This window comes from Microvirga sp. RSM25 (assembly GCF_044784385.1).
Lineage (GTDB): Bacteria > Pseudomonadota > Alphaproteobacteria > Rhizobiales > Beijerinckiaceae > Microvirga > Microvirga tunisiensis.
In genome coordinates this window covers 5,329,257-5,344,557 of sequence record NZ_CP173039.1, presented here as the reverse complement: position 1 = coordinate 5,344,557, position 15,301 = coordinate 5,329,257, and the positions used below count along the sequence as shown (strand labels likewise).

15 protein-coding genes are annotated in these 15,301 nt (G+C 65.4%); 10 read left to right on the top strand and 5 right to left on the bottom strand.

The genetic code is table 11. The features are described from left to right. The first annotated feature begins 134 nt into the window (after positions 1–134). The 9 genes from tkt (at position 135) to ACD578_RS25400 (ending at position 10,374) form a co-directional block, all read left to right on the top strand. Positions 135–2,069 carry a transketolase gene (gene tkt, locus ACD578_RS25440; protein WP_404294051.1) on the top strand — a complete coding sequence of 645 codons (1,935 nt, stop codon included), beginning with the start codon at positions 135–137 and terminating at the stop codon, positions 2,067–2,069. Positions 2,070–2,114: 45 nt separating this feature from the next. Continuing rightward, positions 2,115–3,122: a type I glyceraldehyde-3-phosphate dehydrogenase gene (gap, locus tag ACD578_RS25435; protein ID WP_152711571.1), complete on the top strand. Its 1,008-nt coding sequence runs from the start codon at positions 2,115–2,117 to the stop codon at positions 3,120–3,122. Between the two features lie 13 nt (positions 3,123–3,135). Beyond that, positions 3,136–4,326 (top strand): phosphoglycerate kinase, encoded by a 1,191-nt coding sequence (locus ACD578_RS25430; RefSeq protein ID WP_404289596.1) that lies wholly within the window; start codon positions 3,136–3,138, stop codon positions 4,324–4,326. Between the two features lie 121 nt (positions 4,327–4,447). Further along, entirely contained in the window at positions 4,448–5,536 is a 1,089-nt protein-coding gene (gene fba, locus ACD578_RS25425) for a class II fructose-bisphosphate aldolase (protein ID WP_152711573.1), read from the top strand. A 264-nt stretch (positions 5,537–5,800) separates the two neighbouring features. Beyond that, entirely contained in the window at positions 5,801–6,451 is a 651-nt protein-coding gene (locus ACD578_RS25420; RefSeq protein WP_404289594.1) for a thiamine phosphate synthase, read from the top strand. After that, positions 6,451–7,350: a tetratricopeptide repeat protein gene (locus tag ACD578_RS25415; RefSeq protein WP_404289592.1), complete on the top strand. Its 900-nt coding sequence runs from the start codon at positions 6,451–6,453 to the stop codon at positions 7,348–7,350. The genes ACD578_RS25420 and ACD578_RS25415 overlap by 1 nt, the downstream gene beginning before the upstream one ends. Positions 7,351–7,481: 131 nt before the next feature. After that, positions 7,482–8,276 (top strand): inositol monophosphatase family protein, encoded by a 795-nt coding sequence (locus ACD578_RS25410; protein WP_152711576.1) that lies wholly within the window; start codon positions 7,482–7,484, stop codon positions 8,274–8,276. A 104-nt stretch (positions 8,277–8,380) separates the two neighbouring features. Further along, on the top strand, positions 8,381–9,346 hold the full coding sequence (locus tag ACD578_RS25405) for a flagellar motor protein MotA (RefSeq protein ID WP_404289590.1): 966 nt from the start codon (positions 8,381–8,383) through the stop codon (positions 9,344–9,346). Continuing rightward, on the top strand, positions 9,346–10,374 hold the full coding sequence (locus ACD578_RS25400; protein WP_404289588.1) for a peptidoglycan -binding protein: 1,029 nt from the start codon (positions 9,346–9,348) through the stop codon (positions 10,372–10,374). The genes ACD578_RS25405 and ACD578_RS25400 overlap by 1 nt, the downstream gene beginning before the upstream one ends. A 16-nt stretch (positions 10,375–10,390) precedes the next feature. On the opposite strand, the gene pip is transcribed toward ACD578_RS25400, so the two are convergent. From pip to ACD578_RS25385, 3 genes are all read right to left on the bottom strand, one after another. Continuing rightward, a complete protein-coding gene (gene pip / locus ACD578_RS25395; protein WP_404289586.1) occupies positions 10,391–11,344 on the bottom strand; it encodes a prolyl aminopeptidase in 954 nt (317 codons plus the stop codon). Between the two features lie 68 nt (positions 11,345–11,412). Continuing rightward, a complete protein-coding gene (locus ACD578_RS25390; RefSeq protein WP_404289584.1) occupies positions 11,413–11,586 on the bottom strand; it encodes a DUF3606 domain-containing protein in 174 nt (57 codons plus the stop codon). A gap of 117 nt (positions 11,587–11,703) precedes the next feature. Continuing rightward, positions 11,704–13,503: an ABC transporter transmembrane domain-containing protein gene (locus ACD578_RS25385; protein WP_404289582.1), complete on the bottom strand. Its 1,800-nt coding sequence runs from the start codon at positions 13,501–13,503 to the stop codon at positions 11,704–11,706. 163 nt (positions 13,504–13,666) lie between these two features. On the opposite strand from ACD578_RS25385, the gene rpmE reads away from it, so the two are divergent. After that, positions 13,667–13,906, top strand: coding sequence for a 50S ribosomal protein L31 (rpmE, locus tag ACD578_RS25380; protein ID WP_192926275.1), 240 nt, complete (start codon positions 13,667–13,669; stop codon positions 13,904–13,906). A gap of 218 nt (positions 13,907–14,124) precedes the next feature. Here rpmE and ACD578_RS25375 read toward each other — a convergent pair whose 3' ends face one another. Together ACD578_RS25375 and ACD578_RS25370 are read right to left on the bottom strand one after the other, a co-directional pair. Continuing rightward, positions 14,125–14,661: a DUF1465 family protein gene (locus ACD578_RS25375; protein ID WP_404289580.1), complete on the bottom strand. Its 537-nt coding sequence runs from the start codon at positions 14,659–14,661 to the stop codon at positions 14,125–14,127. Positions 14,662–15,077: 416 nt separating this feature from the next. Continuing rightward, positions 15,078–15,284 (bottom strand): DUF1192 domain-containing protein, encoded by a 207-nt coding sequence (locus tag ACD578_RS25370; protein WP_404289578.1) that lies wholly within the window; start codon positions 15,282–15,284, stop codon positions 15,078–15,080. Positions 15,285–15,301: the final 17 nt, after the last annotated feature.

Sequence of the window (15,301 nt, the reverse complement as noted above, 5' to 3'; positions counted from 1 at the left end):
GGAGCCCACGCCTTTTCCGGACAGACCGCCCCGTTGCGGGGCCCTCAAGACTTGTGGATCTCGCCGTGCAAGATACCGTCTCCGCCGATCGCGTCACCCATTCCGATCTGGCGAACGCCGTGCGCGTCCTCGCCATGGACGCCGTCGAACAAGCCAAGTCCGGCCATCCGGGCCTGCCCATGGGCGCCGCCGACGTGGCGACCGTGCTGTTCACCAAGTTCCTGAAATACGACGCCACGGACCCGACCTGGCCCGACCGCGACCGCTTCATTCTCTCGGCTGGTCACGGCTCGATGCTGCTCTACTCGCTCCTGCACCTGACGGGCGTGAAGGGCGTGACCATCGACGAGCTCAAGAACTTCCGCAAGCTCGATTCCAAGACCCCGGGCCATCCTGAGAACTTCATGACGCCCGGCGTCGAGACCACCACGGGCCCGCTCGGCCAGGGCATCGCCACCGCCGTGGGCTTCGCCCTCGCCGAGCGCATGCTGAACGCCGAATACGGCGACGATCTCGTCGACCATTACACCTATGTGCTCGCCTCCGACGGCGACCTGATGGAGGGCATCAGCCATGAGGCGATCGCGCTCGCCGGCCACCTGAAACTCAACCGCATGATCGTCCTGTGGGATGACAACGGCATCTCCATCGACGGCCCCCTGACGCTCTCCGACTCCGTCGACCAGGTGAAGCGATTCCAGGCCTGCGGCTGGAATGCGGTCCGTATCGACGGCCATGACCCGAAGGCGATCCAGCGCGCCGTTGCCCGCGCCCAGAAGTCGGACAAGCCGACCCTGATCGCCTGCAAGACCACCATCGGCTACGGCGCCCCGAAGAAGGCCGGCACCTCCAAGGCGCATGGCGAGCCGCTCGGCGCCGAGGAACTCGCCGGAGCCAAGACTGCGCTCGGCTGGAGCCACGCGCCCTTCGAGATCCCGGACAATATCCGCGACGCCTGGGCGAAAGCCGGCAAGAAGGGCCGCCGCCTGCGCAAGGCCTGGGCGGACCGTCTCAAGGCTCTTCCCGCCGACAAGCGCGCGGAATTCGAGCGCCGTGCGACGGGCGTGCGTCCGCAAGGGTTGGCCGATGCCATCGCCAAGCTGAAGGACAGGCTCGTGGCCGAGCCGCAGAACGTCGCCACCCGCAAGGCGAGCGAGATCGCGCTCGAGGTCATCACCGAGGCCGTGCCGGAACTGGTGCTGGGCTCGGCGGACCTGACCCCTTCCAACAACACCAAGACCAAGAACCTCAACGCCGTTTCGCCCGGCAATTACGCCGGCCGCTACATCCATTACGGCATTCGTGAGCATGGCATGGCGGCGGCCATGAACGGCATCGCGCTCCATGGCGGCTACGTGCCGGCGGGCGCGACCTTCCTGGTCTTCACCGATTATGCCCGTCCCGCCATGCGCATCGCGGCGCTCGCCGGCATTCCGGCGATCTACGTGATGACCCACGACTCGATCGGCCTCGGCGAGGACGGCCCGACCCACCAGCCGGTGGAACATCTGGCGGCTCTTCGCTCCATGCCGAAGATGCGTGTGTTCCGCCCGGCGGACGCCATCGAGACGGCGGAAGCCTGGCAGCTCGCCCTTGAGCGTACGGATGGACCGAGCACCCTGGCACTCACCCGCCAGAATCTGCCGCAGGTCCGCCGGGATGGCGGCACCGCCAACCTCTCGGCCACGGGCGCCTACGAGCTCTCGCCCGCCAACGGCAAGGCCCGCGCGACCATCTTCGCCTCGGGCTCCGAGGTCGAGATCGCGCTCGCGGCTCAGAAGCTTCTCGATGAACAAAGCTTCGCCGTACGCGTTGTATCGGTGCCTTCGCTCGACCTTTTCCTAGCTCAGCCCGAGAAAGTCCGCGCCCGCATCATCGGCGATGCGCCGATCAAGGTTGCGGTCGAGGCGGCCGTGCGCTTCGGCTGGGATTCGGTCATCGGCCCTGACGGAATTTTCGTCGGCATGCATGGGTTTGGCGCCAGCGCGCCCTACAAGGACCTTTACAAGCACTTCGGCATCACCCCCGAGGCCGTGGCGGAAAAGGTTCTCCGGACACATAATCTCTGAGGCTCGAGAAGACCTTAGGCCTCGTTACACAAGGGAGCTACGACTATGACGGTGAAGGTCGCGATCAACGGGTTCGGTCGCATCGGACGCAACATCCTCCGCGGCATCGTGGAGAGTGGCCGCAAGGACATCGAGGTGGTTGCCATCAACGATCTCGGTCCGGTCGAGACGAACGCTCACCTGCTCCGCTTCGACTCCGTCCATGGCCGCTTCCCGGCCGACGTCGCGGTCGACGGCGAGTTCCTCGTCATCAACGGCCAGAAGATCAGGGTCACGGCCATCAAGGATCCGGCGACCCTGCCGCATCGGGAACTCGGCGTCGATATCGCGATGGAATGCACCGGCATCTTCACCTCGAGGGAGAAAGCCTCGGCGCATCTGACCGCCGGCGCCAAGCGCGTCATCGTCTCGGCTCCCGCGGATGGCGCCGATCTCACGGTCGTCTACGGCGTCAACCACGATAAGCTGACGAAGGATCACGTCGTCATCTCGAATGCCTCCTGCACCACGAACTGTCTCGCCCCCGTGGCGAAGGTGCTTCATGATGCGGTCGGCATCGAGAAGGGCTTCATGACGACGATCCACTCGTACACCAACGACCAGCCGACCCTCGATCAGATGCACAAGGACCTCTACCGCGCCCGCGCGGCGGCCCTGAACATGATCCCGACCTCGACCGGCGCCGCCAAGGCGGTGGGCCTCGTCCTGCCCGACCTCAACGGCAAGCTCGACGGCTCGTCGATCCGCGTGCCGACCCCGAACGTCTCCGTGGTCGACTTCAAGTTCGTCGCCAAGAAGAACACCACGAAGGAAGAGATCAACGACGCGATCAAGGCTGCTGCCGATGGCCCGCTGAAGGGCATCCTCGGCTACACGAACCAGCCGAACGTCTCGTCCGACTTCAACCACGATCCGCATTCCTCCGTGTTCCACCTGGATCAGACCAAGGTGATGGAGGGCAACTTCGTGCGTGTGCTGTCCTGGTACGACAACGAGTGGGGCTTCTCGAACCGCATGGCGGACACCGCCGTCGCCATGGCGAAGCTCATCTAAGGGAGGCCGCTTCATGACCGCCTTCCGCACGCTCGACCAGGCAGAGGTCAAGGGAAAACGCGTTCTCGTCCGGGTGGACCTCAACGTCCCGATGGAGAACGGCAGGGTGACGGACGCGACGCGCATCGAGCGCGTGCTTCCCACCATCCAGGAAATCGCCGACAAGGGCGGAAAGGTGATCCTTCTCGCCCATTTCGGACGCCCGAAGGGACGCGATCCCAAGGAATCCCTGAAGCCTGTCGCGGAAGCGGTTTCGAAGCATCTCGACAAGCCCGTGGCCTTCGCCGATGACTGCATCGGCGAAGGCGCCGCCCAGGCCGTCCGCTCTCTCAAGGACGGCGATGTGCTTCTTCTCGAAAACACCCGCTTCCACGCGGGTGAGGAGAAGAACGATCCGGCCTTCGTTCAGGAGCTGGCGAAGCTCGGCGATCTCTATGTCAACGACGCCTTCTCGGCAGCGCACCGGGCCCATGCCTCGACCGAAGGCCTCGCCCGTGTGCTGCCCGCTTATGCCGGCCGCGCCATGCAGGCGGAGCTCGATGCCTTGACCAAGGGCCTCGAGGCGCCCAAGCGCCCGCTCGTCGCCATCGTCGGCGGCGCGAAGGTTTCGACCAAGATCGACCTGCTCGAAAACCTCGTGACCAGGGTCGATGCCCTCGTCATCGGCGGCGGCATGGCCAACACCTTCGTCCACGCCACGGGTCTCGGCATCGGCAAGTCGCTGGCCGAGAAGGATCTGGCGGCGACAGCCATGCGCATCATCGACAAGGCCCGGGAAGCCAACTGCGCCATCATCCTGCCCGTCGACGGCGTCTGCGCCTACGAGTTCAAGGCCGGCGCGCACAACCACACCTACGGCATCGATGCGATCCCCGAGGATCAGATGATCCTGGACGTGGGCTCTCAATCGGTCGAGCGCATTTCGGCTGCGATCAATGATGCCGCGACGCTGGTGTGGAATGGTCCCCTCGGCGCCTTCGAGATCACACCCTTCGATCAGGGCACTGTGGCGGCAGCCCGCCATGCGGCCCAGCGCACCAAGGAAGGCAAGCTCGTCTCCGTCGCCGGCGGCGGCGATACGGTGGCGGCCCTCAACCACGCTGGCGTTGCGGACGACTTTACCTATGTATCGACTGCAGGCGGCGCCTTCCTCGAATGGCTCGAGGGCAAGTCGCTGCCCGGCGTGGAAGCGCTGAGAGCTTGAAGGACCGTTCTCCGGCGAGGGGGTTAACCCCTCCTCGTAGGGGAAACGCGCTCCCAAGTTCGCTTAAGCTACGGTTCAGTTTCGGCGCGCTTAAAAGAACGCGCCCAATAAGGAGGACGAAATGGCTCGCATCACCATGAGGCAGCTTCTGGATCACGCCGCCGAGCAAGGCTATGGCGTGCCTGCCTTCAACATCAACAACATGGAGCAGGCGCTCGCCATCATGGCGGCGGCGGGCGAGGTCGATGCGCCGGTGATCATCCAGGCGAGCCGCGGTGCGCGCTCCTATGCCAACGACGTCATGCTCAAGCACATGATGGACGCGGTCACCGAGATCTATCCGCATATTCCGGTCTGCGTGCATCTCGATCACGGCAACGAGCCCGCCACCTGCATGACGGCGATCCAGGCCGGCTTCACCTCGGTGATGATGGACGGATCGCTCAAGGCCGACGGCAAGACCCCGGGCGACTGGGACTACAATGTCGGCGTCACCAGGAAGGTGGTCGAGATGGCCCATCTCGGCGGCATCTCGGTGGAAGGTGAGCTCGGCGTGCTCGGCTCGTTGGAGAGCGGTGAAGGCGAGGCCGAGGACGGCCACGGCGCCGAGGGCAAGCTCTCGCACGACCAGCTGCTGACGAACCCCGACGAAGCCGTGAAGTTCGTGGCCGAGACCAAGGTCGATGCACTCGCCATCGCCATGGGCACCTCGCACGGCGCTTACAAGTTCACCCGCAAGCCCGACGGCGCGATCCTCGCCATGCACGTGATCGAGGAGATCCACAAGAAGCTCCCGAACACCCACTTGGTGATGCACGGCTCCTCCTCGGTGCCGCAGGACCTGCAGGACATCATCAACCAGTACGGCGGCCAGATGAAGCCGACCTGGGGTGTGCCGGTGGAAGAGATCCAGCGCGGCATCAAGCACGGCGTGCGCAAGATCAACATCGACACCGACAACCGCATGGCGATGACCGGCCAGATCCGCAAGGTGCTGACCGAGAACCCGGGCGAGTTCGACCCGCGCAAGTATCTGAAGCCCGCCATGGAGGCAATGACCAAGCTCTGCAAGCAGCGCCTGCAGGAGTTCAACACCGCCGGCCAGGCCTCCAAGATCAAGCGCGTGTTCACGCCGGCCGAGATGGCCAAGCGCTACGCCTCCGGCGAGCTCGACCCGACCTTCGGCGCGAGCCGTCAGGCGGCGGAGTAAAGGTGGTTCCGACCCTCGATAAACCCGCCACGTCATCACCGGCCCTGTGCCAGTGATCTCGTTTCGAGAGGCGCCGCGTTTTTCCTAATCGGGATGGCCGGGGACTGATCCCCGGATCAAGTCCGGGGACGGTCATGACGAAAGCGGGAGCGTCATTCATCGATCGGGCTTTCGCCTTAATCATGATCGACAAGCGGGACCTCGCAAGATGGCCCCGTTTTCGTTATGGGAACTCTGTCTTTCCTTTTTCGTGACCCGTGATCCATGGCCGATACCGCCGCCCGCCTCTACCTCATCACCCCCGTCCTGGAGGATGCCTCCTTCGCACCCCGCCTCGTCGAGGCCTGCGAAACCGGCACTGTCGCGGCCGTCCTGCTGCGGCTCGCCTTCGCCGACGAGCGCGGCCTCACCAATCAGGTGAAGGCTCTGGCTCCCTTGGCGCAGGAGCATGGGGCAGCCGTGCTCGTCTCGGTCGAGGGCAAGGCGGATCTCGCGAATGTCGCCACCCGGGGCGGAGCCGACGGCGTCCATGTTCCGGGCGATCCGGCCCGCGTGCGCGACCTGCGCGACCGTCTAAAATCCGAGCGCGCCATCGGGGTCGGCGTGATCCGCACCAAGGACGACGCCATGATGTTGGGGGAAGCCGGAGCCGATTACCTGCTCTTCGGCGAACCCCGTCCCGACGGATCCCTCCCCTCCCTGGAGAGCGTAGTGGAGCGGGCCTCCTGGTGGGCCGAGATCTTCGAGACGCCCTGCGTTGCCTATGCCCCGAGCCTCGACACGGTCGAGGCCCTGGCGGCCACGAACGCGGAGTTCGTTGCCCTGGGCGATGCGGTCTGGTCTCATCCGGACGGTCCCGCTGCCGCGTTGAAGGCAGCAGTGGAGATCCTGGAGCGGCAGGAGGCATCGCGCTGATGCGGTTGTCCTGGATCATCGGCGGCGCTCTTCTGGCGGCGTCCGCAACGTCAAGCCATGCGGCGGGACCCGATCTCGCCTTTGGCGCCTATCAGCGCGGCCTCTATCAGACAGCCTTCCGCGAGGCGAACCTGCGGCTGGAGAAGAACAACAACGATGCCGCCGCCATGACCCTCCTGGGCGAGCTCTACAATCAGGGCCTCGGCGTCGCCATGGACCCCAAGAAGGCCTCGGAATGGTACCGTCTGGCAGCAGGGCGCGGCGACGCCAATGCGCTCGCCTCCCTCGGACTCATGGCCCTCGACGGGCGCGGCATGGCCAAGAACGCCGCGCAGGGCCGGGCTTGGCTCGAACAGGCTGCCGCGAAGGGCAACCCGCTGGCCTCTCACAACCTTGCCCTGCTCCTTCTGACCAGCGGCAACGACGCAGACTTGCAGAAGGCCGTCGAGCTGTTGAAGAAGGCGGCCGCGGCTGAGATTCCGGACGCGCAGCATGCCCTCGGCGTGCTCTACCTCAAGGGCCGGGGCGTTACCCAGAATGCATCCGAAGCCGCGCGCCTTTTCGAGCGGGCCGCCCGCAACGGCAGTTCGGTCGGTGAGGTGGAATACGCGATCCTGCTCTTCAACGGAGACGGGGTTCAGGCCAGCGAATCCCAGGCCGCGCGCTATTTCCGCCGGGCTGCCGCCAAGGGCAACGCCATCGCCCAGAACCGCCTGGCCCGCCTCCTCGTCGCCGGTCGCGGCGTGCCCGCCAACAAGGTCGATGCGGCGGCCTGGCATATTCTGGCCGCCGCTCAGGGCCTCGCGGATCCCTGGCTCGACGACGCGCTCAAGGACATGAGCGCCGAGGATCGCAAGCGCGCCGAGAAACTGGCGGCGGAACGCCTCGGCATGCGCTGAGCGCATGAAAACCCGAGAGCATCGGGATCATTCGCGCAGCTGCTCGGTTGACCACCCGCTTGACGCAAACCGTCCCGTGGTCCATCGACCACACTTCTCTTTGAAAATTGCTCTTTGCCAGGACCTGCCCCATGATCCGTTCGCCCCTCATGACCGTCATGACCGATGCCGTGATGAAGGCCTCGCGCTCGCTCAAGCGCGATTTCGGCGAGGTCGAGAACCTGCAGGTCTCTCGAAAGGGCCCGGGCGATTTCGTCTCGGCCGCCGACCGCAAGGCGGAGAAGATCCTGCGCGAGGCGCTCGAAAAGGCGCGTCCCGGATACGGCTTCATCATGGAGGAGGAAGGCGTCGTCGTAGGCACCGACCCGAGCCATCGCTGGCATATTGACCCGCTCGACGGCACCACGAACTTCCTGCACGGCCTGCCGCAATTCGCGATCTCCGTCGGCCTGGAGCGTGACGGCCAGATCGTCGCCGGCGTGATCTACGATCCGGCCAAGGACGAGCTCTTCATCGCCGAGCGCGGCAAGGGCGCCTATCTCAACAACCGCCGCATCCGCGTGGCGGCCCGAACCGAGGTGCCGGACGCCGTCGTGGCCTGCGGTCTGCCCCATATCGGCAAGGGCGATCACGGCCTCTTCCTGCGCGAATGCGCCTCCGTGATGGGCAACGTGGGCGGCATGCGCCGCTGGGGCGCTGCCTCCCTCGACCTCGCCTATGTGGCCTGCGGACGCTTCGACGCCTATTGGGAGCGAGGCCTGAACTCCTGGGATATCGCCGCCGGCATCCTGATGATCCGCGAGGCGGGCGGCTTCGTTTCCGACGCGGACGGCGGCAGTGATCCGCTCGCCAAGGGCTCGATCGCCTGCGGGAACGAGGTCATGCACCGCGAGCTGCTCAAGCTCCTGAAAAAAGCCAAGGGGTGAGATTTCTGTTCGTGCAGGTTGAAGACGGCCATGGTCGCGCTTGATCCTTCGGACAGGCGCGGTCACATTGGTTCAGGCCCGAAGCACGAATGCACAGGATAACAATGGCGGACCAACCCCTTACCCCACCGCGGATTTATTTGATCCGCATGGCGGTCTTCCTGGTTCTGGCAGGGTTTGTCGCCTTCATCCTCTATCGGCAGATCTGGGAAGCCTTTCAGGCCAATCCCGGCCTCAATGCCCTGATTCTGGGCGTGATGTTCATCGGCATCGTGCTCGCGATCCGGCAGGTCTGGCGGCTCTTTCCCGAGGTGCGCTGGGTCAGCACCCTGCGGCAGACCGAAGAAGGGCTTGTCGCCCCCTCCCCGCCGGTCCTGCTGGCGCCTCTGGCGGCTCTCCTCGGCAATCGACCGGGCCAGTCCGGCTTTTCCGTTGCGGCGACACGGTCTGTCCTGGACTCCATCGGCGCGCGCCTCGACGAAAGCCGCGAGATCGTCCGCTATCTCGCCGGCCTCTTGGTCTTCCTGGGCCTGCTCGGCACCTTCTGGGGCCTCATCGATACCGTGGGCTCGGTCGGGCGCATCATCTCCTCGCTCCGCACCGGCCAGGATTCCGCCGTTCTCTTCGACGAGCTGAAGAACTCACTCGCCGGACCCCTGCAGGGCATGGGTCTGTCCTTCTCCGCCTCCCTTTTCGGTCTGGCGGGTTCCCTCGTTCTCGGCTTCCTCGACCTTCAGGCCGGCCAGGCCCAGAGCCGCTTCTACACGGAGCTGGAGGACTGGCTGGCCATCTCCACCATGGACACGCCCGCCGATACGACCCTGCGCACCGGCGCCACCCAGCATGACCTGACGGTGGCGCTCAACCGGCTGACCGCCGCCGTCAATGACGGTGCAGGCGGCCGGGCCGCGACCCAGGCCATGGCCAACCTGGCCGAGGGCGTCCAGGGCCTCGTCCAGCATATGCGGGCGGAGCAGCAGATGATCCGCGACTGGGTCGAGGCCCAGGCCGCCCGCGAAAAGGAGCTGAAACAGGTCCTCGATCGCATTGCCCATGAAAGGCTGCCCTGATGCCGATCTCGAGCGCGGGTGGACGGCGGCGCGGACGCGGGGGCCAGATCAATTACTGGCCGGGCTTCGTGGACGCCCTGTCGACGCTGCTGCTCGCCATCATCTTCCTGATTTCGGTCTTCACCGTCGGCCAGTTCTTCCTGTCCCGCGAACTCTCGGGCCGCGACACCGTGCTCGACCGTCTGAACCGCCAAATCTCCGAACTGACCGATCTTCTCTCGCTCGAGCGCTCGAACCGGCGCAATACCGAGGATACCGTGGCCTCGCTGCAGACGACACTGCGGGCCAACGAGGCCGAGCGGGCGCGCCTGCAGGGACTCCTGGACAGCGGGGGCGCGGCGCAGGTCCAGGCGCAGGAGCTGGGCACGCAACTCGAAACCGAGCGTCAGGCTACCGGGCGGGCTCTCAGCCAGGTCGAGATCCTCAACCAGCAGATCGCCGCTATGCGCCGCCAGCTCGCGGCCTTGGAGGAAGCGCTTTCCGCCTCCGAAAACCGGGACAAGGAAAGCCAGGCCCGCGTCGCCGATCTCGGCAGCCGCCTCAACGTGGCGTTGGCCCAGCGAGTACAGGAGCTTGCCCGCTACCGGTCCGATTTCTTCGGGCGCCTGAGGCAGATCCTCGGCAACCGCCCCGACATGCGCATCGTAGGCGACCGTTTCGTGTTCCAGTCCGAAGTGCTCTTCCCGGCAGGCCAGGCCTTCCTGCGTCCGGAAGCCTCCGGCGAGATCGATCGCATCGCCTCTGCCCTGGTCGAGCTGGAGCGCCAGGTCCCGCCCGACATCCCCTGGGTGATTCGCGTCGACGGCCACACCGACCAGCGCCCCATCAACACGCCGCAATTCCCGTCGAACTGGGCCCTGTCCTCTGCCCGCGCCATCGCCGTCGTGCAAGCCCTGATCGCCCGCGGCGTCCAGCCCCAGCATCTCGTCGCTGCCGGCTTCGGCGAGTTCCAGCCGCTCGACAACGGCACCACGGAAGAAGCCTTTGCCCGCAACCGACGCATCGAGCTGAAGCTGACGGAGCGTTAAATTTGAGAGGCTGAGTTCACGCGAACCGATCCGTTGCAGCGACGATGCTCTCCGTCATGCCGGGATCGCGCGCATCGTGCCCGGCCTCGCCGGCGACAATCAGCTCGCTGCCCGGCCAATGCCGCTGAAGATTCCAGGGAGTGGCGAGAGGCCCGCCAAGATCCAGGCGGCCATGAATCAGGATGCCGGGGATGCCGGCAAGGTGGTGCGCATCCCGCACCAGAGCGCCATCCTCAAGCCAGGCCCGGTGGCGCCAGTAATGGGTCACCAGGCGCGCGAAGCCCAGCCGGAAGGCCGGGTCCTCGTATCGGGGATGGGGCTTGTGTCCGGGATGTACTGCGACGATGGCCGTTTCCCACTCGCACCAGTCCCGCGCCGCCTTCTCGTGAACGACGGGATCGGGATGCATGAGGAGGCGATGATAGGCCTCGACGAAGCTTCCGTCCCGATCCGCCTCCGGGACGGCCGCCCGAAACCGGCTCCATGCCTCGGGGAAGAACGTTCCGACACCGCGGGTGATCCACTCGATTTCCGAGGCCGTGGTGGTGGCGATGCTGAACAGCACCATTTCGGTGACCCGCTCGGGATACTGTTCGGCATAAGTCAGTGCCAAGGTCGAGCCCCACGATCCGCCCAGCACCAGCCATTGCCCGATCCCGAGATGCCGCCGCAGACGCTCCATATCGGCGATGAGATGGGCGGTCGTGTTGGTGGAGAGGTCGACGTCCGAAGAGCTGGCATGTGGTACGCTCCGTCCGCTACCGCGCTGATCGAACAGCACGATGCGGTAAGCGCTCGGATCGAAATAGCGCCGCGCATTCGCGGTGCAGCCGGTACCGGGACCGCCATGGAGAACGAGGGCGGGCTTTCCGGCCGGGTTCCCGCAGGTCTCCCAATAGACGCGATGCCCGTCTCCCACATCGAGCATGCCGGAATCGTAGGGCTCAATAGGAGGGTAAAGATCGGGCATGGGCCCTGTTTATCACGCCCGCACTGTCGCGCCAGATCCGACCAGACGATACGCTACAGGAGTTCCGCCTACATCTTCCCCAAAGCCTGCGCGACATCGTGGACCTGATCGCCGACGCGGCGGATGGCGTCCACCACGTGCTGGCGCGGCACGTTCCACCGGTCGGACCAGTACTGGAGATCCCATGGCTCAAGGACGTTGATGCGGGTCGAGTCCTGGGGATGTCTCCTGCTGACGCCCATGGCTGAGCTCCCGGCCAGTCCCAAAAGCTGTCTTCGATCCGACGCCACTCTTCAAATCAGATGGGATCGGCGCGGGGGAAATCAGCCCGCCGACATGCATCTTTTTAAGGCACCGTCCTACTCCGCCGCCGCGATGCGCTCGTGCGCGCTCGTGAACTGGAGCCGGGCGAGGCGGGCATAGAGGCCGCCCTGGGCAAGCAGGGTTTCGTGCGTGCCCTCCTCCACGATCACGCCCTTGTCCATGACCAAGATGCGGTCGGCGGAGCGCACGGTGGCGAGGCGGTGGGCGATGACGAGGGTGGTGCGGCCTTCCATCAGCCGGTCGAGGGCTGTCTGGACCTTGCGCTCGCTCTCGGCATCGAGGGCCGAGGTGGCCTCGTCGAGGAGCAGGATCGGGGCATCCTTCAGGATGGCGCGGGCAATGGCCAGACGCTGGCGCTGGCCGCCCGACAGGGTCACGCCGCGCTCGCCGATCATCGTCCGATAGCCCTCCGGCAGGGCCTGGATGAAGCCGTCGGCGGAGGCGAGTTCGGCGGCACGGCGCACCTCCTCCTCCGTGGCCTCCGGACGCCCGTAGCGGATGTTGTCGAGAACGCTCGCGGCAAAGATCGTCGGCTCCTGCGGCACGAGGGCCATGCGGGCGCGCAAGGCGAAAGGATCGGCTTCTTGGATCGCCACCCCGTCGACCCGGATCATTCCATCCTGAGGATCGTAGAAGCGCAGCAGCAGCTGCAGGATCGTGCTCTTGCCGGCCCCCGAGGGCCCGACGATGGCGACCCGCTCGCCGGATCTCACCGCAAAGTTCAGGCCGTGGACCGCACGCTGGTCGGCCCGGGTTGGATAGGAGAAATGCACATCCTCGAAGGCCACCGTGCCGAGCGGCGGCTCCGGCAGGGGCCGGGGATCGCGCGGCCGCTCGATGGCAGGCTTGGTGGCGAGGATTTCGCCTAAGCGCTCCGCAGCGCCAGCGGCCTGGGCGAGTTCGCCATAGACCTCCGAGAGCTGGCCTAAAGAGCTTGCGGCAAAGACCGCGTAGAGCACGAACTGCGACAGGCGCCCGCCGGTCATCTCTCCCGCCAGGACGTCCTGCGCGCCGTACCAGAGCACCCCGACCACGCTCGCCGAGACCAGGAAGATGCCAGCGCCGGTCAGGAAGGCCCGCATGGTGGTGGAGAGCCTTGCCGCGTCGAAAGCTTCCTCGGCAGCCGCAGCGAAACGGGAGGCGGTGAGGCTTTCCATGCCGAAGGCCTGCATGGTCCGTACCGCGCCGATGGCCTCCGCCGCATAGGCCGAGGCATCGGCCAGGCGATCCTGTGCCGCCCGCGAGCGCCGCCGCACGGCGCGGCCGGAAAAGACCAGGGGCAGGACGATGACCGGGATGGCGAGAAGCACGAGCGCCGAGAGCTTCGGGCTCGTGATGATCATGAGCACGGTCGCGCCCAGGAAGAGGAAGAGATTGCGCAGCGCAATCGAGATGCTGACCCCGAAGGCCGCCTTGACCTGGGTGGTGTCGGCCGTGAGCCGCGAGACGATCTCGCCGCTCTTGGTCTGGTCGAAGAAGGCCGGATCGAGGGAAGTCAGGTGCCGGAACACGGCGGAGCGCAGATCCGCCACCACCCGCTCGCCGAGCGTGATGACGCAATAGTAGCGTAGCGCACTGGCTAGGGCCAACACGCCCACCACCACGATCAGGAGGACGAAATAGGCATTGATGTAGGCGCGGCCCTGCTCCGAAAAGCCGAAATCGATGACCCGACGTACGGCGATGGGCACGACGAGCGTAGCAGCAGAGGCCATGGCCAAGGCGACCAGCGCCGCCGCAATCCGTCCCCTGTAAGCCAGGCCGTAGGGAATGAGCGGCTTCAGAGCGCTGAGCGCAGCCTTGGGGCGATTCTGCCCTTGGGAATGGTCGGCCATGACACCTTCGTTTTTCCGGAATCGCGACATCGGGCGGTTTAGCACCTTTGCCCCGGCTTGTTTCAAGGTCTTAAGTGAGGTATAGGCGCGCATTCATCAATTCAGGCTCGATCTTACGTTGCGGGCTGACCAGATCTGGCTGGCCGCAAGAAGGACTATGGCAATGGCGCGCAAAGAAACCGATCATCCCGACTACCACTTCATCAAAGTGGTCATGACCAACGGCACCGAGTACACCACCCGCTCGACCTACGGCAAAGAGGGCGATACCCTCAACCTCGACATCGACCCGAACACCCACCCGGCCTGGACCGGCGGTTCGCAGCAACTGCTCGACCGCGGCGGCCGTGTGTCGCGCTTCAACTCGAGGTTCGGCGGCCTGGGCCTCGGCGGCAAGAAGTAATCCGGCGCCCTGCTCGGATTGTTTCAGACCAGAATGCAAAAAGCCCCGCTTCGGCGGGGCTTTTTTGTTGCTCAATTCTCCAGCGCCGACTTGTCTCCAGCGCCGACTTGGTCCTGAGAGGCAGGCCCGAAACTGACACATCCCCAAGCCCTCGTGCTGAGGAGGTCAGAGGCGGATGCCCCAGCCTCTCAGAAGCAGGGGATGCCAAGGGATGACCGTTACTCCGTCACCCCGAAAGCCCGCTGCAGCATGCCGAGCTGGGTGGCGACCGGGTTGGGGGCCGAGAGCCGGGGGGCCGATTCCCCCTCCGAGATGAGGCGCTCGAGATGGAGGATCCGGGCGTGGAGTCTTGTCGCGAGGCCTATCAGCTCCCGCAGGCGGACGGGCAGCGCCTCGTATTCGGCCATGGTCGTGGCGGTGTCGTGCGCGTTCAGGCGGACGCGGTTCTTCTCGGTCTGGGCCTGATCGGACGAGATCTCCCCTTCCGCCACGGCCCGCTGCAGCAGCAGCCAGGAGGCGACCTGCATCAGGCGGGTGGTGAGCCGCATGCTCTCGCTGGCATAGACGAGGCTTGCCTGGCGCGGCAGGTTGCGGGATTCCTCACGGCCCGGCCCGTCGAGATAGGCGGCCGTTTCCTCGATGAGCTCCATGCCCTCCTGGAAGAGGGACCTGAAGGCCTCGGAACCCACGAAGCTCTGCCCGAATCGGACAGGATCGACGTCGAGCTGGATCACGTCGGGTTCGTTCACGCACATCTCCCAAAAGCCTATCCCCCGCCTCGAAGGGCGTAGGTTCTGCAATTCATGGGCTGATTATAGGACGGACTGGCCGGGCTTGCCTCGGTAACCTCTTCTTAAGGTTAAGCCGGGGAATCGTGCGGAACCTAAGGTCCGCGTCAGCGAAAAATCGCACCGATTTTCTGCGCTCACCGATGCGCCAGCTCAGAAGATGACGACCGGATCGCCTCCGAAAGCGGAGTGAACTTTTGGGTCGATGCTCCGAAAGCCCATAAAAATAGAGCCGCTCGAGGCGGCTCTTCAAGTCTAACAGGGAAGCGTCGAACAGAGTGGGCTATGAAGCCACTCGGCATCCAGGGAGAGACCTGGATGCCTTCACTCCTATCCGGGAATGGTTAATGCACCGTTAAGGACGTTTCTTCGTTACAGTCGCCTCAACCCTGGCCGAGCTTGAAGAAGGCGCTCGCGGCGGCGCGGGAATTTTCCTTTCGGGCCCTCGCCTCCCTAATGCGCGCGATCTCCTGCTCCAGCATCTCGACGCGCTCGTCGAGTTCGTCGATGGAGAGCATCGAGAGATCCTGACCGATCTCGTGCCCGCTCATGATCTGGCGCGGTTCATCGGCGAAGGGATCGAGGGCCATGGCATTCTCCTCTTCAA

What these genes read in the sequence shown, in the direction of transcription:
- tkt (WP_404294051.1), top strand. Translation starts at nt 135, where the DNA reads ATGGACGCCGTCGAACAAGCCAAGTCCGGCCATCCGGGCCTGCCCATG.
- gap (WP_152711571.1), top strand. Translation starts at nt 2,115, where the DNA reads ATGACGGTGAAGGTCGCGATCAACGGGTTCGGTCGCATCGGACGCAAC.
- ACD578_RS25430 (WP_404289596.1), top strand. Translation starts at nt 3,136, where the DNA reads ATGACCGCCTTCCGCACGCTCGACCAGGCAGAGGTCAAGGGAAAACGC.
- fba (WP_152711573.1), top strand. Translation starts at nt 4,448, where the DNA reads ATGGCTCGCATCACCATGAGGCAGCTTCTGGATCACGCCGCCGAGCAA.
- ACD578_RS25420 (WP_404289594.1), top strand. Translation starts at nt 5,801, where the DNA reads ATGGCCGATACCGCCGCCCGCCTCTACCTCATCACCCCCGTCCTGGAG.
- ACD578_RS25415 (WP_404289592.1), top strand. Translation starts at nt 6,451, where the DNA reads ATGCGGTTGTCCTGGATCATCGGCGGCGCTCTTCTGGCGGCGTCCGCA.
- ACD578_RS25410 (WP_152711576.1), top strand. Translation starts at nt 7,482, where the DNA reads ATGATCCGTTCGCCCCTCATGACCGTCATGACCGATGCCGTGATGAAG.
- ACD578_RS25405 (WP_404289590.1), top strand. Translation starts at nt 8,381, where the DNA reads ATGGCGGACCAACCCCTTACCCCACCGCGGATTTATTTGATCCGCATG.
- ACD578_RS25400 (WP_404289588.1), top strand. Translation starts at nt 9,346, where the DNA reads ATGCCGATCTCGAGCGCGGGTGGACGGCGGCGCGGACGCGGGGGCCAG.
- pip (WP_404289586.1), bottom strand. Translation starts at nt 11,344, where the DNA reads ATGCCCGATCTTTACCCTCCTATTGAGCCCTACGATTCCGGCATGCTC.
- ACD578_RS25390 (WP_404289584.1), bottom strand. Translation starts at nt 11,586, where the DNA reads ATGGGCGTCAGCAGGAGACATCCCCAGGACTCGACCCGCATCAACGTC.
- ACD578_RS25385 (WP_404289582.1), bottom strand. Translation starts at nt 13,503, where the DNA reads ATGGCCGACCATTCCCAAGGGCAGAATCGCCCCAAGGCTGCGCTCAGC.
- rpmE (WP_192926275.1), top strand. Translation starts at nt 13,667, where the DNA reads ATGGCGCGCAAAGAAACCGATCATCCCGACTACCACTTCATCAAAGTG.
- ACD578_RS25375 (WP_404289580.1), bottom strand. Translation starts at nt 14,661, where the DNA reads ATGTGCGTGAACGAACCCGACGTGATCCAGCTCGACGTCGATCCTGTC.
- ACD578_RS25370 (WP_404289578.1), bottom strand. Translation starts at nt 15,284, where the DNA reads ATGGCCCTCGATCCCTTCGCCGATGAACCGCGCCAGATCATGAGCGGG.